General features: G+C 61.8%; 24 protein-coding genes and 1 riboswitch. Of the genes, 16 read left to right on the top strand and 8 right to left on the bottom strand.

The features are described from left to right. Window positions 1-53: 53 nt before the first annotated feature. Genes GOEFS_RS04740 through GOEFS_RS04760 form a run of 5 tightly spaced genes read right to left on the bottom strand, consistent with a single transcriptional unit; the run spans window position 54 to window position 4,851 of the window. Window positions 54-1,379, bottom strand: coding sequence for an alpha/beta hydrolase domain-containing protein (locus GOEFS_RS04740; RefSeq protein WP_007316743.1), 1,326 nt, complete (start codon window positions 1,377-1,379; stop codon window positions 54-56). Between the two features lie 3 nt (window positions 1,380-1,382). Next, window positions 1,383-1,766, bottom strand: coding sequence for a carboxymuconolactone decarboxylase family protein (locus GOEFS_RS04745; RefSeq protein WP_007316744.1), 384 nt, complete (start codon window positions 1,764-1,766; stop codon window positions 1,383-1,385). After that, the gene (locus GOEFS_RS04750) at window positions 1,763-2,632 is read right to left on the bottom strand and encodes an NAD(P)-dependent oxidoreductase (RefSeq protein ID WP_007316745.1); all 870 of its coding nucleotides are present in this window, start codon (window positions 2,630-2,632) and stop codon (window positions 1,763-1,765) included. The genes GOEFS_RS04745 and GOEFS_RS04750 overlap by 4 nt, the downstream gene beginning before the upstream one ends. Next, on the bottom strand, window positions 2,629-3,357 hold the full coding sequence (locus GOEFS_RS04755; RefSeq protein ID WP_007316746.1) for an SDR family oxidoreductase: 729 nt from the start codon (window positions 3,355-3,357) through the stop codon (window positions 2,629-2,631). The genes GOEFS_RS04750 and GOEFS_RS04755 overlap by 4 nt, the downstream gene beginning before the upstream one ends. A gap of 30 nt (window positions 3,358-3,387) precedes the next feature. Next, window positions 3,388-4,851, bottom strand: coding sequence for an aldehyde dehydrogenase (locus GOEFS_RS04760; protein WP_007316747.1), 1,464 nt, complete (start codon window positions 4,849-4,851; stop codon window positions 3,388-3,390). Between the two features lie 60 nt (window positions 4,852-4,911). Here GOEFS_RS04760 and GOEFS_RS04765 point away from each other — a divergent pair, with 60 nt between their 5' ends. The 7 genes from GOEFS_RS04765 to GOEFS_RS04795 all read left to right on the top strand — a co-directional run bounded on the left by GOEFS_RS04765 (window position 4,912) and on the right by GOEFS_RS04795 (window position 11,124). Continuing rightward, window positions 4,912-5,514 carry a TetR/AcrR family transcriptional regulator gene (locus tag GOEFS_RS04765; protein ID WP_007316748.1) on the top strand — a complete coding sequence of 201 codons (603 nt, stop codon included), beginning with the start codon at window positions 4,912-4,914 and terminating at the stop codon, window positions 5,512-5,514. A 72-nt stretch (window positions 5,515-5,586) separates the two neighbouring features. Continuing rightward, a complete protein-coding gene (locus tag GOEFS_RS04770; RefSeq protein ID WP_373278184.1) occupies window positions 5,587-6,816 on the top strand; it encodes a cytochrome P450 in 1,230 nt (409 codons plus the stop codon). Continuing rightward, a complete protein-coding gene (locus GOEFS_RS04775; protein ID WP_007316750.1) occupies window positions 6,816-7,613 on the top strand; it encodes an SDR family oxidoreductase in 798 nt (265 codons plus the stop codon). Before GOEFS_RS04770 ends, GOEFS_RS04775 begins: the two co-directional genes overlap by 1 nt. Beyond that, on the top strand, window positions 7,610-9,073 hold the full coding sequence (locus tag GOEFS_RS04780) for a cytochrome P450 (protein ID WP_007316751.1): 1,464 nt from the start codon (window positions 7,610-7,612) through the stop codon (window positions 9,071-9,073). The genes GOEFS_RS04775 and GOEFS_RS04780 overlap by 4 nt, the downstream gene beginning before the upstream one ends. A gap of 3 nt (window positions 9,074-9,076) precedes the next feature. Further along, a complete protein-coding gene (locus GOEFS_RS04785) occupies window positions 9,077-9,268 on the top strand; it encodes a ferredoxin (protein ID WP_007316752.1) in 192 nt (63 codons plus the stop codon). A 27-nt stretch (window positions 9,269-9,295) separates the two neighbouring features. Continuing rightward, window positions 9,296-9,841, top strand: coding sequence for a Cif family virulence factor (locus GOEFS_RS04790; protein WP_007316753.1), 546 nt, complete (start codon window positions 9,296-9,298; stop codon window positions 9,839-9,841). Then, window positions 9,838-11,124, top strand: coding sequence for a hypothetical protein (locus GOEFS_RS04795; protein ID WP_007316754.1), 1,287 nt, complete (start codon window positions 9,838-9,840; stop codon window positions 11,122-11,124). Before GOEFS_RS04790 ends, GOEFS_RS04795 begins: the two co-directional genes overlap by 4 nt. A gap of 446 nt (window positions 11,125-11,570) precedes the next feature. Here the strand turns inward: GOEFS_RS04795 and GOEFS_RS04800 are convergent, their stop codons facing one another. Together GOEFS_RS04800 and GOEFS_RS04805 are read right to left on the bottom strand one after the other, a co-directional pair. After that, a complete protein-coding gene (locus tag GOEFS_RS04800) occupies window positions 11,571-12,194 on the bottom strand; it encodes a class I SAM-dependent methyltransferase (RefSeq protein WP_007316755.1) in 624 nt (207 codons plus the stop codon). A 9-nt stretch (window positions 12,195-12,203) separates the two neighbouring features. Beyond that, a complete protein-coding gene (locus GOEFS_RS04805; RefSeq protein WP_007316756.1) occupies window positions 12,204-13,064 on the bottom strand; it encodes a PaaI family thioesterase in 861 nt (286 codons plus the stop codon). A 380-nt stretch (window positions 13,065-13,444) separates the two neighbouring features. On the opposite strand from GOEFS_RS04805, the gene GOEFS_RS04810 reads away from it, so the two are divergent. Beyond that, on the top strand, window positions 13,445-14,173 hold the full coding sequence (locus tag GOEFS_RS04810; protein ID WP_007316757.1) for a hypothetical protein: 729 nt from the start codon (window positions 13,445-13,447) through the stop codon (window positions 14,171-14,173). Window positions 14,174-14,394: 221 nt separating this feature from the next. On the opposite strand, the gene fadD1 is transcribed toward GOEFS_RS04810, so the two are convergent. Continuing rightward, window positions 14,395-15,966 carry a fatty-acid--CoA ligase FadD1 gene (fadD1, locus tag GOEFS_RS04815; protein WP_007316758.1) on the bottom strand — a complete coding sequence of 524 codons (1,572 nt, stop codon included), beginning with the start codon at window positions 15,964-15,966 and terminating at the stop codon, window positions 14,395-14,397. 196 nt (window positions 15,967-16,162) lie between these two features. Between fadD1 and GOEFS_RS04820 the strand changes: the two genes are divergently transcribed. Genes GOEFS_RS04820 through GOEFS_RS04855 form a run of 8 tightly spaced genes read left to right on the top strand, consistent with a single transcriptional unit; the run spans window position 16,163 to window position 26,070 of the window. After that, entirely contained in the window at window positions 16,163-16,951 is a 789-nt protein-coding gene (locus GOEFS_RS04820; RefSeq protein WP_040524513.1) for a TIGR03084 family metal-binding protein, read from the top strand. After that, a complete protein-coding gene (locus tag GOEFS_RS04825) occupies window positions 16,951-18,669 on the top strand; it encodes an acyclic terpene utilization AtuA family protein (RefSeq protein WP_007316760.1) in 1,719 nt (572 codons plus the stop codon). The genes GOEFS_RS04820 and GOEFS_RS04825 overlap by 1 nt, the downstream gene beginning before the upstream one ends. Window positions 18,670-18,692: 23 nt before the next feature. After that, window positions 18,693-19,853: an acyl-CoA dehydrogenase family protein gene (locus GOEFS_RS04830; RefSeq protein WP_007316761.1), complete on the top strand. Its 1,161-nt coding sequence runs from the start codon at window positions 18,693-18,695 to the stop codon at window positions 19,851-19,853. Further along, entirely contained in the window at window positions 19,850-21,448 is a 1,599-nt protein-coding gene (locus GOEFS_RS04835; RefSeq protein ID WP_007316762.1) for an acyl-CoA carboxylase subunit beta, read from the top strand. The genes GOEFS_RS04830 and GOEFS_RS04835 overlap by 4 nt, the downstream gene beginning before the upstream one ends. 5 nt (window positions 21,449-21,453) lie before the next feature. Beyond that, window positions 21,454-23,487 carry an ATP-binding protein gene (locus GOEFS_RS04840; RefSeq protein ID WP_007316763.1) on the top strand — a complete coding sequence of 678 codons (2,034 nt, stop codon included), beginning with the start codon at window positions 21,454-21,456 and terminating at the stop codon, window positions 23,485-23,487. Window positions 23,488-23,500: 13 nt separating this feature from the next. After that, window positions 23,501-24,661 carry an acyl-CoA dehydrogenase family protein gene (locus GOEFS_RS04845; RefSeq protein WP_007316764.1) on the top strand — a complete coding sequence of 387 codons (1,161 nt, stop codon included), beginning with the start codon at window positions 23,501-23,503 and terminating at the stop codon, window positions 24,659-24,661. 10 nt (window positions 24,662-24,671) lie between these two features. Then, the gene (locus GOEFS_RS04850; protein WP_007316765.1) at window positions 24,672-25,463 is read left to right on the top strand and encodes an enoyl-CoA hydratase family protein; all 792 of its coding nucleotides are present in this window, start codon (window positions 24,672-24,674) and stop codon (window positions 25,461-25,463) included. Further along, entirely contained in the window at window positions 25,450-26,070 is a 621-nt protein-coding gene (locus GOEFS_RS04855; protein WP_007316766.1) for a TetR/AcrR family transcriptional regulator, read from the top strand. The genes GOEFS_RS04850 and GOEFS_RS04855 overlap by 14 nt, the downstream gene beginning before the upstream one ends. A 62-nt stretch (window positions 26,071-26,132) precedes the next feature. Beyond that, a riboswitch (cobalamin riboswitch) is annotated at window positions 26,133-26,307 on the top strand. Window positions 26,308-26,319: the final 12 nt, after the last annotated feature.

Raw genomic sequence — 26,319 nt, forward strand, 5'->3', positions numbered from 1 at the left:
CGTGATTCGCCACAGTCGTCAGGGTACGCCCGAGAGTCGAAGCCGGGGAGCCGTCACTCACCGAGCAATTCCGGATGTGCATCGGCCAATATCTCCACGCGATCAGCTTCCAGCACAAAGCCTTCCGCAATTGATCTATCGACCGCGGCGGTATACGCGTCGAGATAGCCTTCGTGGCTGCCATAGCGCGCGATCAGATCGGTCGGTGGTATCGCGCCGGTTGCACCGAACAGTAAGCAGATTCTCGACACCGGGTCTTTCACTATCCCGGTCAGTACCTGTGTCGGGGCATCGACCGACGGTGTGCGGACGCCGCCTCGGACGTTTCCCACGTCGTCGGTGCGGAATGTCGGTTCGTCGCCGGTAAGTTCGAGCGGGCTAGCAAGGGGCGGCGCCGTGCCGTCGGCGACCCAGCCGCACAAGTGAGATAGGGCCGCTCGCAGCACAAACCGCTGCTGTCCGCGGTTGACCGGGTCAGGGCACCCCAGATACTCCTCATACGGCCCGATCTGAAAGTGATCGGCATGCGCGCTTCCGGCTATCTCCCACGTGCGTACCCGTTCGGTGTTGGCCTGACGTGCGCGATGAAATTGGAAATTGGTCAGGACATCCGTTTCGGTTTGGACGATAAATACTGGCGCTGTGACATCCCCGGGGATCGTGACCGGGTCGCCCAAAAACGTTGCATCCACATCGATTCCGGCGCCGATCGCGCCGAGCGGCAATTGCGCCGCCGCACGACTGTGAATGAGAAAGCCGTCGAATGTGGTGCTGCGAAAAGTCGTCACGAACGTCGTCAGCGCCATCGCCGACTGCGACTCACCGACGGCGAGCACCTTGTCGACAGTGAGCCCGCCGAGCGGATGAGACGGAGTATCGGTGGCGCGAAGGTGGCGCCCGACGAGGTCGAAGATGTTGTAACAGTAGGCATCGCCGGGGTGGTGCAGAGTTCCGTAGCGCTCCGGGTCCTTGCCTGCCAACGATTTCGGTCCGGGCCGACTCAAACCAACCGAACCCGTGCTCCCTTCCACACCGTCGTACTGAGCCGATACTCCGACCCATGCGTACCCTCCGCGCACCAATTCCGCTGCGAGGTAGGTGTATTCGGGTGCGCCATCGGCACCGCTGCTGACGTTGAGCCATTCAGTGACGACGGTCCCGTTGAAGTCGGTTGCCGCCTGTGGTCGACGCACTACTATCCGCGTGGTAAAGCCCGCCTCGTCGACCCCGCCGTCGGCGGTCAGCCCGTGGGCCGTACCGCTCACCGCGAACTCGGTGTCGGTATAACCCGCCAACTCAAGATTAGGGGCGGGTGCTGCGGACAGCAGCGAGCACCCGTCACCGCCGAATAGCGGTGTGAACACTACCTTCGCAGCCATCTCTCACGACTCCTTGTCTTGTTCCGCCCGATACTTCTTGCTTACACCTCCGAACATCATCGTCAGTTTGCTGCCCAGCGGCCAGCCGATGTAATAGCACAGAAATAGGCCGATCTCGTCGAGTTCTTCCGGGGTCAGTTCGCCATTACCCAGGGCTGCGCCCGCCTGGATCTCGGCGACATCGACTTGATTGGTCGCTGCTAGCGCGCCAAGCAGGAGTAAACGGCGATCTCGGATGGACAGGCCGTCTCGGCTCCACACCTCACCGAAAACCTGGTCGGCGGTATGCGCGAAGAAGTCGCCGGGTCCATCTGCCATCTCCCAGCCGTAGACCTTCGACATCATTTCCAGACCCTTGCGACGCTGCGGTGTCATCTCTTCGGTCATCGCACAATTCCTTCCTCGCTATGTGGAACCCCAAGCCATTCCCCGAGATTCGCCAGCGCGAGATCGCCGAGTGGTGTGTCGATTCCGAGTTGGGTGGCCAACGACGTAGCCAGTAGTAGGTCCTTCTCTCCCAGATCACGTACATGTGTGAAAACGCCGTACCAGAAGTCATTCGGTTCGATGGGGGCGGTGTTCTCGCGCAACATAATCGCGCCCGCGCCCCCGGTTATCGCGTCGGTATGCCGAATTACCCGGCCAAGCTTGCCGAGGTCGATTCCCGCAGCTTCGGCGAGCCGAGCGGCTTCGGTGGTAGCGGCGAAGGAAATGAAATGTAATAGATTGCGTGCCAGCTTCATTCGGGTGCCCGCACCAACGTCGGGACCGGCATGTACCAGCATGTTCGATACCGGTTCGTAGGCGGGCTTTATCCGCTCGTACGCGTCGCGTGGGCCACCGACCATGATCGCGAGCCGTCCCTCCGACGCGCCTTGTGCCCCGCCGGAAATCGGCGCATCGAGCACTATCACTCCGCTGGCGGACGCTGTCGTCGCCAATTCCACCGCGGTGTCGGGACTGATCGTCGAGTGGATCGCGATGATGGTCCCCGGCGGTGCGGCCGTTAGCAATCCGTCGACGACGGTCCGCACCTGGGCGTCGTTGACCACACAGACGGAGATGATGTCGGTGTTCGCGCCGAGGTTGGCGAGCGATGTCGCCGCGGACGCGCCCGCCTCGACAACTGTGGACACGGCGGCCTCGTCCAGATCGAAGACAGTCAGCGGGGTGTTGCCGGTGGCTAGTTTCTGGGCCATCGGCCCGCCGATATTGCCCAGCCCGACGTAACCGAGACGAACGACTGAAGTCACGACCGGATCACTTGTCCGCCATCGACATTGAAGATCTGACCGGTGATCCACTGTGCCTCGTCGGACAGTAGAAACAGGCACATGCCGACTAAATCCTCGGTCGTGCCCATTCGCTTGAGGGCGAGTCCGTTGACAATGTCTTTGACCATATTCGACGGCGTGGTGGTACGTGTAGCCTCGGTGTCGATCGGCCCCGGAGCAATGGCGTTGACCCGGATATTCTGCCCACCCAATTCGACGGCGAGCTGTTGGGTAAGACCGTTGATACCCACCTTGGCCAGACCATAGAATCCGCTGTATAGCCAAGCGGCGGTGGAGGATTGGTTGACGATAGCGCCACCAGTGTTCATCTCGCCGTAGGCCGCGCGCGTAACGTTGAGTGCGCCATCGAGATTGACGCTCATGAACTTCTTGTAGTAGTCCCACGGGACGGTGATGAGGAAGTCGAGTTTCATCCCGCCGTAAATGGCGGCGTTGTTGACCAAATAGTCGATCTTGCCGTACGCCTCAACTGTTTGTGCGACGAGGTTTTTTGCCGACTCTTCGTCCGCGACATCGGTGTGCACATACGTGCCGCCGATGTCGGCCGCAACTTTTTCGCCGAGATCGTCATTGACGTCGGCGATGACCACGCGCGCGCCCTCGGCGGCGAGCGCTCGTGCGTAGGCTTCGCCGATCCCACCGGCGGCGCCGGTCACAATGGCTGTTTTGTCTTCGAATCGCATTGGGGGAGTTTCCTTCTCGTGTCGGTGGGGTTATGCGGGGTAGGCGATGGCTTTGATTTCCAGATACTCTTCGAAGCCGGCCACGCCCATCTCGCGACCGATTCCGGATGCCTTGTATCCGCCGAAGGGAACGTCCGCGGAATACCAGATGCCACCGTTGACGCCCAACGTTCCGGTGCGGATCCCGTTGACCACCTTGTCGATTCGCGCCTCGTCGGTGCCGTACACCGCACCGGAGAGCCCGTAGGGCGAATCGTTGGCGATTCGGATCGCGTCGTCGTCGCCATCGTAAGGAATGATGACCAGAACGGGACCGAATACTTCTTCTTGGGCGATGCGTGCGGAGTTGTCGACACCGGAGATTAGCGTCGGTTCGACGAAGAATCCGTTGCCGGCCGGCGTGCCGCCACCGGTTTCAATTACCGCGCCCGCCGCGCGAGCATCGTTGATATAGCTGAGAACCCGGTCACGTTGGCGGGCCGAAGCGACTGGGCCGCAGATGGTTCCGGGCTTGGTGGGGTCGTCGGCGCGGAAGCCGGCCATCGCGTCCCGGGTTAAGGCCACGGCCTCGTCGTACTGGTCTCGTGATACGAGCAGCCGCGTGGTGATCGCGCAACCCTGGCCGGCATGGGTAACGACGGTGAACGCTGCCATCGAGCAAGCGCCAGCTAAGTCCGCATCGTCGAGAACCACGAACGCCGACTTTCCGCCCAACTCCAGAAATACCTTCTTCAAGGATTGCGATGCCGCGGACATGACCGCGCGTCCCGTTGCCGTGGAGCCGGTGAACGACACCAAATCGACGCGTGGGTCGGTAGTCAACTGGGTGCCGAGTGTGTGGTCGGTGGACGTGACGATATTGATCACACCGGGCGGGATATCAGTCTTATCGGCAATTACCTTGCCTACCAACGCCGCACACCACGGCGTGTCCGGCGCGGGTTTGAGTACGACGGTGCATCCTGCCGCCAAGGCCGGGCCGATTTTGGCGAAATTTATCTGATGCGGAAAGTTCCACGGGGTGATGGCTCCGACGACACCGATGGCCTCCGCTCGCAGTTCTCGCCGAGTCTTGATGCCCATCGGTGCGGCTTCACCGAGATCAGTTGTCCATGAATAGGATTCGGCAAGATCGGCGAAGTAGCCGAGATCGTTGACCGGCCCCTCTAGTTGCGGGCCGTGGGTAAGGAAGACCGGGCAACCAACTTCGGCGACGGTCAGCTCACGCATCTCGTCGGTATGAGATTGCAGGGCATCGCGCAGCTGCCGCAAGCACCTTGCTCGAAAGGCGTGATCACGCGACCAGTCGGTGCTGTCGAATGCGACGCGAGCGGCGGTGATGGCCGCGTCCATATCGGCAGCCGTGGCATTCGCCGCGGACCCGATGACCTCCTCGGTCGCCGGGTTGATCACATCGAATACGCCGCCCGACCCGGGTAAGAGCTTGCCGTCGATCAGTAGTTCGGAACTATCGGTTGGACGCAGAACGCTCACTGGACCTCCATCTGGACAGGTGTCTGGACTCAGGTTCAAACGTAGTGTAGCGTCGCTCACATGTCCAGCACGGAACAGGCGGCGCTCGCCTCGGTATCGCAGGAATCGACTCGTCGTCGCCTCTCGGCGCAGCAGGCCGAAACGGTCGCCAAGCTGACTGAGGCCGCGGTCGATGTCCTCAACGAAGACGGCTTCGACGGGTTGACCGTACGTACCGTCGCGAAACGCGCTGGCGTCGCGCCAGCTACCGCGTACACCTACTTCTCTTCCAAGAGTCACCTTGTCGCCGAGGTCTTTTGGCGGCGGCTGGCGGACGGTGTCGCCGAACCCGATCCGGCGAATCCACCGGCCGAGCGCGTCGCCCAGGTGTTGCGGTCGGTGTCGCTTGTGGTTGCCGGAGAAGGGCAACTCGGTGGCGCGGTCACCGTCGCATTGCTCGGCACAGATCCCGATGTGGAACACCTGCGGCTACGAATCGGCGGCTTTATCCGCGTACGCCTGGCGCAAGCCCTCGATGTCGATCCGGAGAGCCCCGGGCCCATTGTCGACACTCTCGAACTTCTCTATGCGGGAGCGCTCGTGCACGCCGGCATGGGGCACCTGAGCTACGAAGCGACCTCGGAGCGTCTGGTGGCCGCCGCGCTTCGGGTACTCGACAGCTAACCAATCCCGCCGCGGCAACAGTCCAGATCTGTGAAGGAGTACGGCGTGTCTGACACCGCCATCGCTAACGGTATGGAACACCTCGTTCCATTCGACCCGTATGCCTATGATTTCCACGAGGATCCGTATCCGACCTATCGCCGGTTGCGCGCACAGGCACCGGTCTACCGCAATGCGGAAATGGACTTTTGGGCGCTGTCTCGCCACGAGGATGTGCGGACCGCATTCCGGGACGCCACACGGCTTTCCAACAGCTGGGGCGTTTCGTTGGACCCAGCTTCGTATACGCCCGACGCACACCGATCTATGTCGTTCCTAGCTCTCGACGACCCCAAACATCTGCGTATTCGCAAGCTGGTGTCGAAGGGGTTCACGCCTCGTCGGGTAAACGAATTATCCGGTCGCATAAGGGCTTTGACTCATGAGCACTGGAGCAAATGTCTCGATGCCGGCGAATTCGACTTCGTCGCCGATTTCGCGGGTCTATTGCCGATGGACGTCGTGAGTGAACTGCTCGGCGTACCGACGTCGGATCGCGCGTTCTTGCGTGAACAATCCGATCTCCTTATTCATCGCGAAGAAGGAGTACTCGACGTTCCCGAAGCCGCAGTACATGCGTATATCGCTCTGTTTCAGTACTATTCGAGTTTGCTCGGCGGCCGTCGCAAGCAGCCCGGCCAGGATCTGGTATCGGCACTGATCGACGCCGAGATCCACGATGACGCGTCCGGCGAGCTGATGCGGCTCACCGACGACGAAATCATCGGTTTCATGATGCTGATGGTCGTCGCGGGGAATGAAACGACGACCAAACTCCTTGCCAATGCGATCTATTGGGGCTGGCGCCATCCCGATCAACTGGCAAAACCACTCGCCGACGTCGACGCTGTGCCCGACTGGACCGAGGAGACGCTGCGTTACGACAATTCGACGCAAATGCTCCTGCGTCGGGTACTGGCGGACGTCGAGTACGGCGGACTGACCATTCCAGCCGGTGATCGGGTATTGCTGCTCGTCGGCTCGGCCAACCGCGACGAAGCGGCCTTCGGACCCGATGCCGAGGAATATATCGTCGGACGTTCGAGTAGTGACGGCTCAGTTGGACAGGCATTGACGAGTTTCGGTCTGGGAACACACTTTTGCCTCGGTGCTCATCTCGCACGACTCGAAGCCAACGTCGGCCTGACCGAGGTAGCCCGCTCGATCCGCGACATAGAGATCGATATCCACAAGGCCGAGCGCGTTCATTCGGTCAACGTGCGTGGATTCGCCACCCTCCCGGTGAAAGTGACGGTGCGCTGATGCCGCGCTTTTCCGCACACCCTGACCGCCGGCCGGTTCTGATAGCCGGCGCATCATCGGGGATCGGCGCGGCCACCGCGCAATTACTCGGCGCCGCAGGCTATCCCGTTGCCCTAGCGGCCCGTCGAGTCGAGAAGTGTCAGGAGACGGCTGACCAGATCATCGCCGCGGGTGGCGAGGCCGTCGCGGTGCCACTCGATGTCACCGACGATGCCTCGGTCGCCGAAGCTGTCGCGAAATCGCAAGCGGCACTTGGTGCATTGGAAGTCGTCATCTCCGGCGCCGGCGATCTCGCCGTTGGCCGTGCGCACGAGATGGCCTCGGAGGCGTGGGCCGAACAAATCGACATCCACCTCGTCGGCGCGCATCGACTCTACCGAGCGGTGGTGCCGGATATGATCACTCGCCGTAGAGGAGACTTCATTTTCATCGGCTCCGACGTTGCGATTCGCCCGCGCCCGTGGTCGTCGGCGTATGTGGCCGCGAAAACCGGCATCGAAGGTTTGGTGGCGACCGTCCAGATGGAGCTGGAAGGAACGGGCGTGCGTGCCAGCGTGATTCGTCCCGGTCAGACACTCACCGGGATGGGGATGAACCTTGACCCGGCAGACACCGAAGCGATGCTCAACGACTGGATCAGATTCGGTCTGGCTCGGCACGGCAACTTTATGACACCCGACAACGTTGCTCAGGCGGTCAGCTCGGTTATCGCGATGCCGCCGGGGTCTCATATCCGAGTTCTCGAAGTCGAAGCCGAAGGCACACTGACCACACCGCGGGAAGGTGAGTACCAATGACATCTACAGCCGCAGAACAACTTTCGACACCGCGCCGAGTATCGGGTGGTGAAGCTGAACACGGTCACCTCGATGAACTGGCCACCGACCCGATCGGACTATTCACGCGGGTTCGTGAAGAATGTGGTGACGTCGGACAGTTCCAGCTCGCCGATCGGCAGGTGGTACTCGTTTCCGGGGCCGCGGCCAACGAAGAGTTCTTTCGTGCGCCGGACGAGATTCTCGATCAGGCGGCCGCGTATCCGTTTATGACACCGATCTTTGGGGAAGGCGTCGTCTTCGACACCAGTCCCGAGCGTCGTTCGGAAATGTTGCATAACCAGGCGCTCAAGGGCGCGCATATGAAACAGCATGCGGTCACCATCCCCAACGAGGTGGAGCGGATGATCGCTGACTGGGGGGACGCCGGCGAGATCGACTTGTTGGAGTTCTTCGGCGAGCTGACGCTCTACACATCCTCGGCCTGTCTGATCGGACGCAAATTCCGAGAAGAACTGTCCAAACACATCTCCGAGCTCTATCACGATCTGGAGAAGGGGACTGATCCGCTCGCCTACGTTGATTACAACGCCGACATCGAGAGTTTTCGGCGCCGAGACTCCGCGCGGGCCGAGCTAGTCGAGTTCATCGGGGGAGTTCTGGGTCAACGAGTCGCGAATCCTCCTGAAAACAAGGAAGATCGGGACTTGCTCGACGTTCTCGTCTCACTCAAGAACGACGACGGCAGCCCGATGTTCAGTGCTGATACGGTGACCGGGATCTTTATTTCGATGATGTTCGCGGGTCATCACACGACGCAGGGCACGGCGGCGTGGACGTTGCTCGAGTTGTTGCGCAATCCCGACTACCTAGACCAGGTCGTCGCCGAACTCGACGAGATCTATCGCCCCGGTGAGGATGCCGGGCCGGAGGCCGTCGCCGGTGGGCGCGTGCCCTATAGCTTTGCGGCGATGCGGCAGATTCCCAAGCTGGAGTCGTCGCTGAAAGAGGCCTTGCGCCTGCATCCGCCTCTCATCATCTTGATGCGAGTTGTGCAGGAGGACTTTCACATTCACGGTGAGGGACCTGATGGTTCATCCACTGAGTATGTGGTGAAAGCCGGACAGTCGATTGCGGTATCGCCGGCGGTGTCCAACCGGCTGCCCAACGACTTTCCGGACCCGGACGTCTTCAACCCCGACCGCTACTTCGAGCCACGTCAAGAGGATCTGGTCAATCGCTGGACGTGGATTCCGTTCGGAGCCGGCCGACATCGTTGCGTGGGAGCACAATTCGCGATCATGCAATTGAAGGCCATCTTCTCGGTCCTCTTGCAGAACTACGAGTTCGAGATGGCGCAGCCCGCTGACTCGTATCACAACGACCATTCGAAAATGGTGGTGCAACTGGCACAACCGTGCCGCGTGCGCTATCGACGGCGTACCACTGCCGATGCGAATTCTGGCGACACGGAGGTGTGACTCATGCGCGTCGAAGTCGACTTGGACCTGTGTCAGGGGCATGGCATGTGTGAACTCGAGGCGTCCGACGTGTTTGCCGCCGACCGCGACCACGTGGATATTCTCGATGACCACCCTGACGAGAGTCATCGATCCGAAGTCGTTGCCGCCGTGCGATATTGCCCCACTCAAGCCCTCAAGATCGTCGAAGACTGACGGTCGAGAACCTCTCTAGGAGCCGAAATGTCTTTTGACCGTGCCGAATTGGAAGAAATGAAGCAGCGCTGGCTAGCAGCCAACATCGAGTGCGAGAAGGCTGGCGACTGGAAACCGCTGGCGCAGTTCTACACCGAGGACGCTACCTACGGCTGGAACTATGGGCCGATGAAGGATTTCATGGCCGTGGGACGTGATGAGATTCGTGAACTCGCGCTCGGTCAGGAGATGGAAGGGCTCGAAGGCTGGACCTATCCATACCAGCAGTGGGTGATCGACGAGAAGACCGGTGACATGCTCGGCCTGTGGAAGCAGGTCTACGAGCGGACCCGTCCGGACGGTTCGCACTATGCCCTCGACGGTATCCAGGGGAGTTGGTTCAAATACCGCGGAGATTTCCAATTCTCTTGGCAGCGTGACTTCTTCGACTATGGAAATGTGTCGGCACTGTTTCTGGAAATGTTGACCGACAGGGTATGCAGTGACGGAATGCTTAAGCGCATCGAGAAGTCGGCGCCGGGCAATTTGCCCGGCTGGTACCCCTATGGCAAAGCCCCGGTGGAGATCTGGTGAGCACCGCCCCATCTGGCGTCGCGGCGGTGTCCGGGCCCGAATCGTACTCGGGCCTCACACAGGATCAGCTGGCGACGATCCTCCCGGAGCTGCTGTTGTCGGGCCAGTTGATCGATCGTAGCGGTATGGCCCATCTCATCAGTGCCTTCGGTCGAGATGTGATGGCGCAGATCGCGATTGAGGAATGGATGGCGGCCAGCCCGGTGTACACCCACCGGATGCGTGTGGCGTTGGGAATCGACGGTGACGGCGTCGAAGACATGTTCAAGTGTCTGCAGCTCGATATCGGTGCTCCTCCGCAATTCATGGACTTCCGGTACGAGATCATCGACAAGTATCACGGCTCGTTCGTCTTGGCGCATTGTGGAGCGTTGATGGACGTCGAGCCGATGGGCGATGACTACGTCACCGCGATGTGCCACGACATCGAGGATCCCACTTTCGACGCCACTGCGATCGCGACGAATCGTCGGGCTCGGATCAGGCCGGTGCACCGTCCGCCACGCCGACCGGTGGATCGGTCGCCTCATTGCGAGTGGATGGTGACGATTGAACCGGATCGGGACGAATTGCCGCTGCCACCCGATGCCGAGTGGATGTTCGGAATGAATGTTGCCACAACCGAATTGACGCCAATCGATACGTCAGCGGCTGATGGTCATGTCGACTATCGCGGACCGCTATTCAACGATCTGCGGTTTAGCGATTGGTCGCGATCCGCGTTGATCCGCATTGCCCAGGAAGTGGCGCTACAACATCAGTTGCTGGCACTCGGTTTCGAACGTGCGCTTGCGCGTCGCGCGGTCAATGACGCACAGCGCGACGAGGTGTTTCGCAAGCAGCTCACCGGGATCGCGGGTATGACCGCAGAACGGTTGGCCGCCGCGCTCGACCTCCCCGGCGATGCCGAAGGGCTGGCGGCCGTCCTCAATCTGCATCCGGTGCTCGGGCCGGTGCAATACACCGGTGTGATTGCCGAAGTAGTGGAAGATCAAGTGCGGGTCCGCATTCCGCAGGATTCGGCGGCGATTCGCGACGGTGGATGGATGACGCTGTTGACGGCCGAACACCTTGAGCCGCTACAGGCGGCGGCTACCGCCGTCGAACCGCACTGGACGGTCGGCACGGCGACAGTACGCGACAAAGCATTGGAAGTATTTATCGTGCAAGGGAACTCGCGCCCGGAGTCGGGTGAGGTCGCAATAGTGCGTTTCAGTTCCGGCGCCACCTTCGAGTTCGTCAATCGAGGTATACCGTTGTCGATCACACCGGTAGACAGGTAGCACGGCTGGGGCGGCAACCCTGGATGGTCGAGTGCGCTCGACGAGCGTAGCGAGACGCGCGTGTATCGAGACCGGGTGAGTCGTACTCGGAGCGTGACAACTGTTGCAGCGCTGAGGCTTTCGGAGATCATTTACGTGGTCTTGATACACCCGGCCATCGGCGGGAGAAGCTCGGATGGGGCGGTAACCTCGGATGGTCGAGTGCGCTCGCCGAGCGGAGCGAGACGGGCGTGTATCGAGACCCGGCGAGATGTACGCGGGACGTGACAACTGTTGTTAGACAACAGTTTACGAAACAAGGTCACCTGGTCTCGATACACCCGGCTCGGCTTGCGCCTCGCCGGGCACTCGACCATCGAAGTAGATGCAAGCGCCTTACCGGGCACTCGACCATCGAGGTAGATGCTTGCGCCTCGCCAGGCACTCGACCATTGGGAACCTCAGCTCTACTCTTTCCGCACGATCACGAATGCCTGCCGTGTCCGCTCATTGTCGGCGGCGCGAACGGTCGTCGCAAACTCGATGAATCCGGCCTCCGATAGGAGAGCGAGTACCTGCTCTGGCTGCCGACGTCGAAACACCAAGTGCATCGAGACCCCGAATGCCTTATCGAGGATGAATGGCTCATCACCGACTTGAAAGCCCAGTAGCGCAACACCATTCGGCCTTAGGACGCGGTAGAATTCAGCGAACGCGGTTGGTAGGTCGGCGTCGTCGACATGGATGGTCGAATACCACGCGAGGACGCCGCCCAACGACTCGTCGGGGATGTCCAGCGCCAGCATCGATCCGGTTCGGAAGTCGATATCGGGACGGCGAGTTCGCGCCCTCTCGACCAACTCCGGCGACAAGTCGATCCCGACCACCTCGGCTCCGGTGTCGTGGAGCATTGCGGTGACTACTCCGGAGCCACAACCGACGTCGGCGATTGGGCCAATTGACAGTTCGCCGAATGCGGTGATCAGGGCGCGATCGAGTGGTCGGGTATCGAAGACCGACTCGAAGAGTTCGGCGAATCCGGCCGCGCCGGCGTCATATCCGCTGCGGGTCAGTTCCTCATTGGATGGCACCCGATGAGGCTACCGCGGCATGAATCGGACGTCCGCCGTGGCGCGCGCGAGCAGGGTTCGATCGTCGGTACGCATGCTCGCTTCGAAGGAACCGATCCGGCGGCCGACCTTGACCGGCGTGACATCAACGTGCACCGGGCTGCCGTCGACGGCGGGTGATCGGTAGAAGCCGATGTCGAAGTCGAGGATCTGATATTCCGTGCCCGGCTGCGTATGTGCCTGCGCGCCAAAGGAACAGGCAAGCGCTCCGATGGCGCCGATCACGCCGCCGTGCATCGTGCCCATCATGTTGGCCATCCACGGCGCGGTGACCGATGTGAAGCGGGTGGCGCCATCGAGTACGGCGATGGAGCCGTCGACCAGTTCGCCGATCGGTCCGATCGGATGGTCCCCGTGCGCGATTGCCTCAATTATCTTGTGGCCGGACAGGTTTCGGTCGGTGCTTGGGAGCGGTCGCGGCTCTGGATCGGCCAAAGCGCCGATCTGGTCACGGCTGGTACTGGACCGGCCGACGCGAACATTGCGGGTTAGACCTGTCGTGACCAGTACGCCGGCGGAGGTGGTGATGTCCGCTGTCGTTGTACCGTAGCCGTCGTCGTTCATGCGGATCTGGCCTGAACTCACTAGGCGATCGGTAACCGCGGGGCGGTGCAATGCGGACATGATCACTCGAGCCTGCAGAGACGAGGTCGACTCGTCGAGTTCGTAGAAGGGTCGGCCGCCGATGGTGTCGAAGAGCACGGCGAGAGCGGAGAGTTCGATGAGTCCGCGGTGGTCGGCGAGCGAGGCGCTGAGCTGCTGACCCAACTGTGCACTGTCGTCGACGACGCCGATTCCAAACGCGTCGAATGGATTGCGCGGATTGTCCATACATCCGTCCTATCAGGCAGGATGCACCGGGAGCGAATTGGTTCGGGGAGGATGAGACCAATGCCACTGGGTTGCGCGATTGGGTGATTGACAGGCGTCGGTTGAGATTCGAGTTCGTCTCGCCAGATCTCGATACACCGGCGAGCTCGCAAGCTCGCACGGCGGCACTCGATCATCGGAGGTGGGTTAGTTCGCAGGCTCGCACGACGGCACTCGATCGTCGGAGGTGGGCGAGTTCGCAGGCTCGCGCGACGGCACGCGATCATCGGAGGTGGGCGAGATCGCTGCACTGTCCACAGATGCGGCGCGATCCACAGTTGTCGGACTCGGCGGCGGCGTAGCCACGATTGGTCGAAGCAACGCGGACCATCATTGGGGATATGAATCATCCGGCCGATTTCTGCGGAGTATTTTCGCTGCGGGAACTACGTGACCAGGATTCCCATGGCCGCGACTTGGAAGAGATCTTGGCAGGTCGCAGGCTGACGCGGGTGCGGCGCGGTTGGTTCGCGACTTTGGGTGCCGATCCCGTGGTGGTTGGGGCGATACGCGCCGGCGGCGTGGTCTCCTGCCTCACCGCGTTGAAGATGTACGGCATCTGGGTGCCGGAGCATCCGCTTAGAGTGCACGTGCGAGCATGCGCGTCGACGATGCGGTCCGCGCCGCCGCGGAAATTCTGTACCGCTGTTGGCGGGGCAACCCCCGAGGGGCGCGCGATAGATGACCTATCAACCGCGTTGTTACACGCGGTGAAGTGTGTTGACGACGAAGGAGCAGTCGCGGTCTTCGACTCAGTGCTCAATCAGAAACTGATGACCGAGTGGGACCTCGCGAGTCTGTTCGCCCGCTCCAAGCGTGTCCAGCGGTTGCTGCCGAAATGCGACGGCCGCGCGCAATCGGGGATCGAGACTTTCGCCAGGGTGCGGTTACGAGCCAAACACGTGAAATTGGATGTGCAGGTGTTCTTGCCATGTGTCGCCGGGTGGGTCGACATCCTTATCGGCAGACGACTCGTTTTGGAACTCGATGGCAAACAGACGCCTCCGCGGAGCAGTTCGCGAAGGACCGAGAGCGCGACCTTGCCGCTGCTGAAAGCGGATACGAGGTGATGCGGTTGTCGTATCGCCAGGTCGTCGATTCCTGGGATCGATGCGAGGCGGGGATTCTCGCGAAGATTCGCCGACGCGAGCATCAGCGAAAACTACCCCACGGCTGAACTGGACTACGCGACAATAATTGTCGCGTACCTCGGTTTAGCTGTGGGTTAGTTGGAGCACTGCGCTCCGCCGAACACCAGATCAGCGGAAACATCGGGCCGCCAGACGGCGCGTCACGTTACAGCGCGATACATCCGAGACCGTGGCTCTCGTCGCCACAATGTCGGGCCCGTGACGCCCTGTGCCTTCAATTCCCTCTTGAGGATCTTGTTGGTGGCTGTCGACGGTAGATCCTCGTCGATCCGGACATAACTGGGCCATGCCTTCGGCGAGAGGTCCGCCTGCCCCTCGAGGAATGCGACGAGATCGTCGCGAGTGAGAACCTCGTTGTCACGCAAGACAATCGCCGCCATTAGGGCGTCGCCGACGTGGTCATCGGGTACGCCATACACCGCGACACGGCTTATCTTGGGTTCGCGCATGAGGATTCGTTCGATCGGCCCGGCGGCGATATTCTCGCCGTCGACGCGCATCCAATCGCCGGCCCGGCCAGCGAGGTAGATCCACTCGTCGGCGTCGCGATAGCCAAGATCGCCCGACCAGTACTTGCCGTCACGAACCCGTTCGGCGGTGGCATCGACGTCGTTGTAGTAGCCGACGAAGAGTCCGGCGCCCTGAGTGTTGACGATTTCGCCAATCGCCTCGTCGGGATTAGCCAAGGCCCCGTTCTCATCGAATTCCGCTGGGGCGCATTCCCTCCCGGTCGTCGAGTTGAAAATGGCCACTCCCGGGTAGCCCTTGCCGATCGATCCGGCCGGTGTACCCGACTCGCGAGTGATGATGATGGCGAGTTCGGTCGACCCGAAGGCGTCGTTGACCGTACAGCCGAAACGCCGGCCGAAGTCGTCTATGTCGCGGTCGGTCGCTTCGTTCCCGAATGCGACGCGGAGTGGATTGTCAGCGTCGTCGGGTTGCTCCGGTGTGGCGAGAATGTAGGACAGCGGCCTGCCTACGTAGTTCATATAGGTGACCCCGTAGCGCCGAACGTCGTCGAGGAATCGCGTCGCGGAGAACGTGGCCGGCGCCATCGACGCGCCGCTGCACAATGCGACGCAGTAGCCACCCAAGATCGCCGCGGAGTGGAACAGCGGCATTGACAGGTAACAGACGTCGTCACTGGTGATCTCGTATTTCTCCACCAGTACCGGCCCGGCAAACGGAACCATCATATGCGCCAACTGAACTGGTTTCGGGTTGCCACTTGTGCCCGAAGTAAAGATAAGCATGAATGTATCCATCGCGGTCGGAACACTGTGCGGCACAAGCTCTCCCGAGGTCACCAGAAGTTCTCGCCATTCGTCCGATTCGACGTCGATGACGCGGACTCCTGGCAAGTCGAGGCCGTGGATCAGCGGCATCTGCGTCGGGTCGGCGAGCAAGAGCTGGCAATCGGCCCGGTTGATATCCGCGGCGAGAGCCTCACCGCGTCGGGTGTTGTTGATGCCTACCGTGACATATCCGCCGAGGGCACTGGCCGCCAGGGACGTCAGCATCGCCGGCGTATTTGGCAACAACACCCCGACATGCATGGCGCGGGAAGGATCAGCGAGTCCGATGACGGTGGCGGCCTGCCGCTTCGCGGATGCGATGTACTCACGCCAGGTCCAAGTCTCGCCGTCGAATCTGATCGCGGTGGTGTCGTCATCAGCGCGGGCTTGGAGAAGCTGGGTCACGGTGTCGGCCATGCTCAGATTTTAGAACGCGTTGTAGTTATGCGGACCTATTTAAAAAATGCGTTGTTACCTCGCAGCTAAACCGAGGTGCACGACAACTATTGTCGCGTAGGCCATTTCAGCTGTGGGGTAGCCACGGCATCGGTCATCACAGCTGAAACAATCATGCATGCTTGCTTTTTACGACGCCTTGTGTGACGCTGGGGCAATGGCGGTAGTCGACGATCTAGTGACAGACCTGGCGGCCGAATCCGACGCTCTCGATGACGTCGTGGCGACACTTGACGATGCCGCGTGGGCGACGCCTACGCCCGCGCCGGGGTGGACGGTGGCGCATCAGATCGGGCACCTGCTGTGGACCGACCGGGTTTCGCTAATCGCTGTCACCGATCCAGAGGGCTTCAACCGCGTGGTCGAGGAGGCCGCGCAGAACCCCCTCGGCTTCGTCGACGAAGGCGCCGAACTGGAAGCGAAACGACCACCCGTCGAACTCCTCGCCGATTGGCGTGCCACCCGCGCCAAGCTTGGCGGCGCATTGATCGCCGTTCCGCAGGGCACCAAACTCAACTGGTTCGGGCCGCCGATGTCGGCGGCGTCGATGGCCAGCGCCCGGATGATGGAGACCTGGGCGCATGGCCTCGACGTCTTCGATGCGCTCGGCGCGGCTCGCGTAGAGGGCGATCGGATCAAGGCGGTCGTCAACATCGGTGTGCGCACCCGAGACTTCTCGTACATGATCAACGGGAAAACCGCACCGGCACAGCCATTTCGGTACGAGATCACCGCGCCGTCGGGTGAGTTATGGACCTGGGGTCCCGAAGAGGCGACGAATATCGTCCGGGGCCCCGCCGTCGACTTCGCCGAACTAGTCACTCAACGTCGCAACCTCGTCGATCTGGCGGTCGAGTTGATCGGCGATGACGCTGTCGAATGGTCCACCATCGCACAGGCTTTCGCCGGTGCGCCGGGCGTGGGACGCGAACCGAAAGAGAACTGATGTCAAGCAACAAATCCGTCGTCCGAATCGGAAACGCATCCGGCTTCTACGGCGATCGCTTCACCGCCGTGCAAGAAATGCTCGACGGTGGCGAACTCGACTATCTCACTGGCGATTATCTCGCCGAACTCACCATGCTCATCTTGGGTCGGGACCGGCTCAAGGATCCAAATTTGGGTTATGCCAAGACATTCCTGCGCCAGATGGAGGGCAGCCTCGGCTCGGCGATGGACAAGGGAGTGAAGATTGTCGTCAACGCCGGCGGTCTCAACCCCCATGGTCTGGCCGTCGCGCTGCGCGAACTCGCGGAAAAGCTCGGCCTCGACACTCAGATCGCGTTCGTCAACGGCGACGACTTAGTCTCGCGCGCAGACGAACTCGGCCTCGGCAGCCCGCTGACCGCCAACGCGTATCTCGGCGCATTCGGAATCAAATCCGCCCTCGATCGTGGTGCCGACGTCGTGGTCACCGGCCGTGTCACCGACGCTTCGCTCACCGTCGGCCCGGCGGCATCTGCCTTCGATTGGTGTCATCGTGACCTCGATTCGTTGGCCGGTGCGGTGGTTGCCGGCCACATCATCGAATGTGGCGCGCAGGCCACCGGAGGCAACTATTCGTTCTTCACCGAGCTGAAATCGATGGGGCACTTGGGTTTTCCGATCGCGGAGATCAGCGCCGACGGCTCGTCGGTCATCACCAAACATGACGGGACCGGCGGTGCGGTGAGCGTGGGTACCGTAACGGCACAACTGCTCTACGAGATCGGCGGACCGCGTTACCTCGGCCCCGACGTCACGACTCGAATCGACAGCATCAAACTAGCGCAGGTCGGCGATGACCGCGTCGCGGTGACCGGTGTGCGTGGCGAGAATCCACCGTCGACGCTGAAGGTATCGCTCAATCATCTCGCTGGCATCCGTAACGAAATCGACGTGGTACTCACCGGGCTCGATATCGAGGCGAAAGCTGCTCTCTTCCAGGAACAATTCACCGCCGCACTGCCAACCAAGCCTGAGCAATTGGACTGGGAACTTGCTCGACTCGATCGCCCCGATGCCGACACCGAGGAGGGTGCCAGCGCGCTATTGCGCTGCATAGCCCGCGACACCGACCCGAAGAAGGTCGGCCGCCCATTCTCGGCAACCGCTGTCGAACTGGCGTTGGCAACCTATCCCGGCTTCACGCTCACGGCACCGCCGGGGAACGGTACCCCGTTCGGTGTATTCGAGCCGGGCTACGTCGATGCGGCCCTCGTTGAGCACCGCGTCACTCAGCCCGACGGTGTTTCGGTGCGGATCGATCCCTCGCCTCTGCGCGGCGAGGTAGAACCCGATGTCAGCGAACCGGGATCGTCGCGCCAAACAGATTGGGGCCCAACTCGAATCGCACCGCTGGGAGAGATCGCGGGTGCCCGCAGTGGAGACAAGGGCGGCACTGCGAATATCGGGGTGTGGGTCCGGTCAGATGACGAATTCGCCTGGCTCGACGAGACTCTCACTGTCGAGCGGGTCAAAGAACTCCTCCCCGAAGTCGCCGACCTCACCGTTCACCGCTACCGGCTGCCTAACCTACGCGCCGTCAATTTCGTGGTCGAAGAGGTGCTTGGCCGCGGCGTAGCCGACAACGTCCGTTTCGATCCACAGGCCAAAGGCATGGGCGAGTGGTTGCGCTCGCGTCATGTCGCCATTCCAACCCGCTTCGACCGCCGAACGAACTGACTTCTCACAGGAAGGTCCTACCAGTGCCGATCGCCAGCCCCGTCTGGGACTCACCCGAACGCACCGAATTGCGTTCCACCATCCAAGGATTCGTCAAGCGGCATATCCTTCCGTATCAGGATCAGTGGGAGGCCGATGGACTGATTCCACGCGAGCTTCACAAAGAAGCCGCGCAGCTGGGACTGTTCGGCCTAGGCGTCGACGAATCGATCGGCGGCAGCGGCGGCGACCTCATCGACGCGTCGATCCTCGGCGAAGAGCTGCACTACAGCGGCGCCGCCGGCGGGATCTTCGCATCATTGTTCACTCACGGAATCGCGTTGCCGCATATGATCGCGGCTGGTGATCCGGCGCAGATCGATCGGTGGGCACGTCCGACCCTGGCCGGCGAGAAGATCGGTTCGCTGGCGATCACCGAACCGGGCGGTGGTAGCGACGTCGGACATCTGCGGACCACGGCGGTTCGCGACGGTGACGAATATGTGGTCAACGGGTCTAAGACGTTCATCACCTCTGCCTATCGTGCCGACTTCGTCGTAACCGCGGTGCGCACCGGTGGCCCGGGCGCCGCGGGTGTCTCACTGCTGGTAATCGAAAAGGACACACCGGGATTCACTGTCGCACGCAAACTCGACAAGATGGGGTGGCTCTGCTCCGACACCGCCGAACTGTCCTTCGTCGATGCTCGCGTGCCGGTTACCAACCTTGTCGGTCCCGAGAACTCCGGATTCGCTCAGATCGCCGCCGCATTCGTCACCGAGCGGTCGTCGCTTGCCATCCAGGCGTATGCCAGTGCACAGCGCTGTCTGGACCTCACCCTCGACTGGGTGCGTGAGCGGGAGACGTTCGGAAAGCCGCTGATTGCTCGACAGTCGGTGCAGGACACCGTAACCGAGATGGCGCGTCGCATCGACGTGGCACGTACCTACACACGATCGGTGGTCGAGCGGAAGGTCGACAGCGGCGATGACCTGATCGCCGAAGTCTGCTTCGCGAAGAACACCGCGGTGGAAGCCGGAGAGTGGGTGGCTAACAAGGCCGTTCAGCTGTTCGGTGGAATGGGTTATATGCGCGGAACCGAGGTGGAGCGGCAGTATCGTGACATGCGCATCATCGGTATTGGCGGCGGAACGAACGAGATTCTGCTCGGGCTCGCCGCAAAACGATTGGGGTACCAGGCATGACCGCGTTGCGTTCCATCATCGACACCTCCAGTGAGGACTTCGTCGCGAACGCTGAGGCGATGAATGCGAAACTCGATGAACTGCAGGCAGAATTCGACAAGGCATTGGCCGGCGGCGGTGAAGCCAAGGTCGAACGACATCGCAAGCGTGGCAAGCTGACCGCCCGCGAACGTATCGAATTGCTCATCGACCGCGACAGTCCATTTCTGGAGCTGTGTCCGCTGGCCGCGTACGGCTCGGCCTTTCAGGTCGGTGCCTCGGCGGTCATCGGTATCGGTGTCGTGGAAGGCGTCGAGTGCATGATCGTCGCCAACGACCCCACGGTGAAGGGCGGAACTTCCAATCCGTGGACGCTGAAGAAATCGTTGCGCGCCAACGCGATAGCGATGCAGAACCGGCTGCCGTGTATCGCCCTCGTCGAGTCGGGCGGCGCCGATCTGCCGACGCAGAAGGACGTATTCGTGCCCGGCGGGCAGATGTTCCGGGATATCACTCGACTGTCGGCAGCCGGAATCCCTACTATCGCACTGGTTTTCGGTAACTCGACTGCGGGTGGAGCGTATATCCCGGGGATGAGCGACCACACGGTGATGATCGAAAATCAATCCAAGGTGTTCCTGGGTGGTCCGCCGCTGGTGAAGATGGCCACCGGTGAAGAGAGCGACGACGAGTCGCTGGGCGGGGCCTCGATGCACGCACGGCAGTCCGGGCTGGCCGACTACTACGCTCAGGACGAGCAGGACGCGGTGCGGATCGGTCGTCGTATCGTCGCGCGGCTCAATTGGCGCAAAGACGGTCCCGGTCCGGTCGCGAAATCTGTTCCGCCGCGCTATGACCCGGAAGAGTTGCTGGGGATTGTGCCGCCGGATTTGAAGATTCCGTTCAACCCGCGCGATGTGATCGCACGCGTCGTCGACGACAGTGACTTCGATGAGTTCAAACCGGAATACGGTAACTCGCTGTGCACTGGGTGGGCTCGAATCAACGGCTATCCGATCGGCATCCTCGCCAACGCGCAAGGCGTGCTGTTCAGCGCGGAGTCGCAGAAGGCAACCCAGTTCATTCAATTGGCAAACCGTTCCAACACGCCATTGCTCTTTTTGCACAACACAACCGGCTACATGGTCGGCAAGGAGTACGAGCAGAACGGCATCATCAAACACGGTTCGATGATGATTAATGCCGTGTCAAACTCCAAGGTCCCGCATATCTCGGTGCTCGTAGGTGCGAGCTACGGCGCCGGACACTACGGAATGTGCGGTCGTGCCTACGACCCGCGTTTCCTATTCGCCTGGCCGAGTGCGAAATCCGCCGTGATGGGCGGTGCTCAGCTGGCCGGCGTGATCTCGATTGTGTCCCGCGCGGCAACCGAGGCGCGCGGCGGCACCGTTGACGAAGAGGCCGACGCCGGGATGCGGGCGATGATCGAGGCCCAAATCGAAAAGGAGTCGCTGCCGGCATTCATGAGCGGCATGCTCTACGACGACGGCGTAATCGACCCACGCGACACTAGAACCGTTCTGGGACTGTGTCTTTCGGCAATCGACAACGGCGTGGTCGAAGGCACCGACAGCTTCGGCGTCTTCCGGATGTGATTGATATGACCACAGCGATTCACACCGATGGGAACGAACAAACAGTGATCACCTCTGTGCTGGTGGCGAACCGCGGCGAGATCGCCTGCCGGGTTTTCCGGACCTGCGAAGACCTGGGAATCTCCACCGTCGCGGTCTACTCCGACCCCGATGCGGACGCCCCGCATGTTCGGGCGGCCGACGCGGCCGTTCGGTTGCCCGGCTCCTCGTCGGCGCAAACCTATTTGCGCGGTGACCTGGTGATCGCGGCGGCGCTCTCGGCGGGCGCCGACGCCATTCACCCGGGTTACGGATTCCTTTCGGAGAATGCGGAATTCGCGCAAGCGGTCGTCGATGCCGGGCTGACCTGGATCGGTCCGCCGCCGGCCGCGATCACCGCGATGGGTTCCAAGATCAATGCAAAGGAGCTGATGTCCGCCGCCGGGGTGCCGGTACTTGGCGATATCGACCCGGAGTCGGTGACAGCCAGCGATCTGCCGCTGCTGATCAAGGCGTCAGCGGGCGGCGGCGGTCGTGGAATGCGTATTGTCCGAGATCTCGCCGATCTTGCCGATCAGGTGGCCGGTGCGAAACGCGAAGCCGAGTCGGCATTCGGCGATCCGACGATCTTTTGCGAACCGTACGTCGAACGGGGCCATCACATCGAAGTGCAGGTGATGGCGGACCAGCACGGTGCGATATGGGCTGTGGGAGAACGAGAATGCTCGATCCAACGTCGGCACCAGAAGGTCATCGAAGAGGCGCCGGCACCACTTGTCGAATCCCTCGGCGGCGACTTGCGCGAGCGACTGTTCGATGCCGCGCGAAAGGCCGTGGCCGCCATCGGCTATACCGGCGCGGGAACGGTGGAGTTCCTGGCCGACGGCAAGGGTCGTTTCTACTTCCTGGAAACCAATACCCGGCTGCAAGTGGAGCATCCGGTTACCGAGGAGACCACCGGGCTCGACCTCGTCGAATGGCAGCTCAGGGTCGCGATGGGGGAGCATCTCGACGCCGAAACGCCGGTAACCACAGGTCATTCCATCGAGGTTCGGCTGTACGCGGAAGATCCGGCTGCCGACTGGCAGCCGCAGTCGGGCACTGTCCACCGTTTCGAGATTGCCGAACGCTCCGGCATTCGCGTGGACTCGGGTATCACCGACGGTTCGGAGATCACGACGTTCTACGATCCAATGCTGGCGAAGGTCATCGGGACCGCACCGACACGTACCCGGGCGGCTCGTCTGTTAGCTGCCGCATTGGCGGATGCACGACTGCATGGGCCCGTCACCAACCGCGACATGTTGGTAAACACGTTGCGCAGCAAGCAATTCCTATCGGGAGATACCGATACCGGGTTCATCGACGAAATTGGCCTGGACGTTCTTGGTGCGCCGGTGGCAGACGATGCGGACATTCGGTTGGCGGCAGTCGCCGCGACATTGTCCGACGCGGCTAAGCAGCGGACACTGGCCACCGCATTGGCCGATCTGCCGTCGGGCTGGCGAAATCTCGCATCGGGATATTCGACCCGCAGCTTCTTGCCGGGGCTAGTGACAGGATCGCCAACCGACGATGCCGGCCAGATAGAAGTCCGTTACCGGCACAGTCGGCACGGCGTCGAATTGCCGGATGACGCAACGATTTCGGTGATCACGGCAACGCCGTCGGAGCTGATCGCCGAAGTCGACGGTGTGCGTCGGACGTTAAGCGTCAGCCGGTACGGCGCCAGTGTGTTCGTTGACTGGCCCGGCAAGTCTGTTGTGTTGACCGACGTTCCGCGATTTATCGATCCGTCGTCCGTGCAGCGGCCGGGATCACTATTGGCCCCGATGCCGGGCGCGGTTATCCGCGTGGCGGTGGCCGAGGGCGACCAGGTGACCGCTGGTCAGCCACTCCTATGGCTGGAGGCGATGAAGATGGAACACACCATCGCCGCACCTGCCGACGGCGTAGTGGCGACGTTGTCGGTCGTCGCCGGGCAACAGCTCGCCGTGGGAGAAGTGCTCGCCGTGATCGTCGGCGAAGATACCGAAGAACCCGCGGGTTCTGAGAACTGAAGAAGGACAACGCATGACCTACCTACCCGAAACCCCCGAACGCGTCGCTCTGCGCGAGGCAGTCGCGGCGTTCGCCAAAAAATACGGCCACGAATACTTCGCCGAATGTGCTCGTAGCGGCCGCAAGACCGATGAGATGTGGCTGGAAGCAGGCAAACTCGGCTTCATCGGGGTGAATCTCCCGGAAGAATACGGTGGCGGTGGCGCCGGCATGTACGAGTTGTCGATCGTGATGGAAGAGATCGCGGCCGCTGGGACCGGCCTGTTGATGCTGGTGGTTTCTCCGGCGATCTGCGGCAATGTCATCGCGCGGTTCGGCACCGACGAACAGAAGCAGACGTGGCTTCCCGGGCTCGCCGATGGAACTAAGACAATGGCTTTCGGTATCACCGAACCCGACGCTGGCTCCAATTCGCACCAGATAACGACCACTGCTCGCCGCGATGGTTCGGATTGGATCCTCAACGGCCGCAAGGTGTTCATCTCCGGCGTTGACCAGGCCGACGCGGTACTCATCGTCGGGCGGACCGAAGACTCGAAGACCGGACGACTCAAACCGGCGCTGTTCATGGTGCCGACCGACGCGCCGAATTTCGAATACACGCAAATCGAGATGGAACTGGTGAATCCGGAGAAGCAGTTCCAGCTTTTCCTCGACGATGTGCGATTGCCGGCCGATGCCCTCGTCGGATCGGAAGACGCTGCGCTGTCACAACTTTTCGCCGGACTTAACCCCGAACGCATCATGGCGGCCGCTTCGGCTATCGGGATGGGACGCTACGCATTGGCGAAGGGCGTCGCCTACGCATCGGACCGGACTGTCTGGAAGGTGCCTATCGGCGGACATCAAGCTATTGCACATCCCTTCGCGCAGGGCAAGATTCAGTTGGAAATGGCCAAACTGATGATGCAGAAGGCGGCGTCGTTGTACGACGCGGGTGACGACTGGGGCGCGGCCGAGCCTGCGAATATGGCGAAGTACGCGGCCGCGGAGGCTGCCGTCGCGCTGGTCGATCACGCCGTGCATTCGTTGGGCGGCAACGGATTGACTACCGAGTACGGCCTGGCGCCGATGCTCAGCCTGGCGCGCATCGCTCGGGTGGCACCGGTAAGCCGCGAGATGGTCCTCAACTTCGTGTCGCAGACTAGTCTCGGCCTGCCCAAGTCGTACTGAGGCGGCGGTCATGACTGAACAACTCGTTCAGCTCGCGGTCGAAGCGGGCGTTGCGACCATCACCCTCGACTCGCCGTCGAATCGCAATGCGTTGAGCGCGACCCTTGTCGGGCAACTTACCGAAGCATTGGCGAGCGTGCGTGACGACGCACAGGTCCGGGCGGTGAAGCTGACGCACACCGGCGGAACCTTCTGTGCTGGAGCCGATCTCAGTGAGGCGCTGAAACGCGGTCTATCGCCTGAGCAAGCAACAGCCGAGGGGACGTCGGCGATGAGCGGGCTCATGCGGACGATTCTCGTCTTGCCCAAACCGGTGGTCGCGGTGATCGACGGTCACGTGCGTGCCGGTGGATTGGGTATCCTCGGCGCCGCCGACATGGTGGTGGCTGGCCCGTCGTCGACTTTTGCGCTGACCGAAGTGAGACTGGGGTTGGCTCCGTCTATGATTTCGGTCGTGTTGTTGCCGAAGATGACCGCGCGATCAGCGGGCCGCTATTTTCTCACCGGTGAGAAGTTCGATCAACGTGTCGCCGAACAGACCGGACTCGTCACCGTTGGCGCGGATTCGTCAGAAGATCTTGTTGCCCAGTCGGATTCGATCTTCGACGCTATCCGAAAAGCATCGCCGCAAGGATTGGCGGTCTCGAAGTCATTGACGACCGCAGGAGTGCTCGCTGATTTCGACGCTCGGGCGTCGGCTCGTGCGGAAGAGTCGGCCGGGCTATTCCGCAGCGACGAGGCGCGTGAAGGTATGACCGCCTTCTTCGCAAAACGCAAACCGAGTTGGGATGTCAGCGGGTGACGAGATGACGTCGGTGCGTGAACCGCAGCAGGACCGCTCGCGCGCGACGCGCGAGCGATTGCTGGTGTCGACCATCGAGATGTTGGCGGCGAACGGGTGGGCGGCAACCACTGTCGCGGCTGTCGCCGAGTCCGCAGGTGTGTCTCGCGGTGCGGCGCAACACCATTTCCCGACGCGGGAATCGCTGATCACCGCGACACTCGATGCGATGTTCGAGCAACTGACGGTCAGCATCGCAGAGCCGATGGCGCAATTGCCGTCGGGCGCCGACCGGGTCGACGCGGTGGTGGGCCGCGCGGTGGAGATTTACACCGGCGTGCCATTCAAGGCAGCGCTGCAGGTATGGGCCGCGGCGGCTTCGGATGCTGTTCTGCGCGAACAGATCTTGCCCCGTGAGGAGAAGTTCGCGCGCGCCGCGCATCGAATCACGGTGGCTGGACTAGATCCGACCGGTGAGAATCCGAATGCGCATCGGCTGGCGCAGGCCACCCTCGACCTTGCCCGTGGGCTGGGACTGGCCGACACTTTGTCTGACGATTCGCGTCGTCGGGCCCAGGTGGTCGCGACATGGTGTGCGCAGCTGAAGTTGGGCCTGGGAGTCGGGTAGCAAGTCAGGCGGCCGGTAAAGAGCCGCCACTGTGACCGCTCGCGGTCAACCGCAAACCCGCTGCTAGAATTAGCCGCGCCAGCCAACCCGTGGGGTAGGGAACCCGGTGTGATTCCGGGGCTGACGCGCAGCGGTGTGGGCGAGGACGTGCACAGTGAGCCACTGGACCAATGTCTGGGAAGGCGTGTACGCCCGGTGACCCCGAGTCCGAAGACCTGCTGGCGCTCTGGGCGATTACAGCCGCAGAGG

The organism is Gordonia effusa NBRC 100432 (genome assembly GCF_000241305.1).
Classification (GTDB): Bacteria; Actinomycetota; Actinomycetes; order Mycobacteriales; family Mycobacteriaceae; genus Gordonia; species Gordonia effusa.

Coding starts and splice junctions, on each gene's coding strand:
- GOEFS_RS04765 (WP_007316748.1), top strand. CDS start 4,912: ATGTCCAGCACGGAACAGGCGGCGCTCGCCTCGGTATCGCAGGAATCG.
- GOEFS_RS04780 (WP_007316751.1), top strand. CDS start 7,610: ATGACATCTACAGCCGCAGAACAACTTTCGACACCGCGCCGAGTATCG.
- fadD1 (WP_007316758.1), bottom strand. CDS start 15,966: ATGGCCGACACCGTGACCCAGCTTCTCCAAGCCCGCGCTGATGACGAC.
- GOEFS_RS04770 (WP_373278184.1), top strand. CDS start 5,587: ATGGAACACCTCGTTCCATTCGACCCGTATGCCTATGATTTCCACGAG.
- GOEFS_RS04835 (WP_007316762.1), top strand. CDS start 19,850: ATGACCGCGTTGCGTTCCATCATCGACACCTCCAGTGAGGACTTCGTC.
- GOEFS_RS04755 (WP_007316746.1), bottom strand. CDS start 3,357: ATGCGATTCGAAGACAAAACAGCCATTGTGACCGGCGCCGCCGGTGGG.
- GOEFS_RS04825 (WP_007316760.1), top strand. CDS start 16,951: ATGTCAAGCAACAAATCCGTCGTCCGAATCGGAAACGCATCCGGCTTC.
- GOEFS_RS04850 (WP_007316765.1), top strand. CDS start 24,672: ATGACTGAACAACTCGTTCAGCTCGCGGTCGAAGCGGGCGTTGCGACC.
- GOEFS_RS04840 (WP_007316763.1), top strand. CDS start 21,454: ATGACCACAGCGATTCACACCGATGGGAACGAACAAACAGTGATCACC.
- GOEFS_RS04740 (WP_007316743.1), bottom strand. CDS start 1,379: ATGGCTGCGAAGGTAGTGTTCACACCGCTATTCGGCGGTGACGGGTGC.
- GOEFS_RS04775 (WP_007316750.1), top strand. CDS start 6,816: ATGCCGCGCTTTTCCGCACACCCTGACCGCCGGCCGGTTCTGATAGCC.
- GOEFS_RS04855 (WP_007316766.1), top strand. CDS start 25,450: ATGTCAGCGGGTGACGAGATGACGTCGGTGCGTGAACCGCAGCAGGAC.
- GOEFS_RS04845 (WP_007316764.1), top strand. CDS start 23,501: ATGACCTACCTACCCGAAACCCCCGAACGCGTCGCTCTGCGCGAGGCA.
- GOEFS_RS04810 (WP_007316757.1), top strand. CDS start 13,445: ATGAATCATCCGGCCGATTTCTGCGGAGTATTTTCGCTGCGGGAACTA.
- GOEFS_RS04790 (WP_007316753.1), top strand. CDS start 9,296: ATGTCTTTTGACCGTGCCGAATTGGAAGAAATGAAGCAGCGCTGGCTA.
- GOEFS_RS04785 (WP_007316752.1), top strand. CDS start 9,077: ATGCGCGTCGAAGTCGACTTGGACCTGTGTCAGGGGCATGGCATGTGT.
- GOEFS_RS04805 (WP_007316756.1), bottom strand. CDS start 13,064: ATGGACAATCCGCGCAATCCATTCGACGCGTTTGGAATCGGCGTCGTC.
- GOEFS_RS04745 (WP_007316744.1), bottom strand. CDS start 1,766: ATGACCGAAGAGATGACACCGCAGCGTCGCAAGGGTCTGGAAATGATG.
- GOEFS_RS04820 (WP_040524513.1), top strand. CDS start 16,163: ATGGCGGTAGTCGACGATCTAGTGACAGACCTGGCGGCCGAATCCGAC.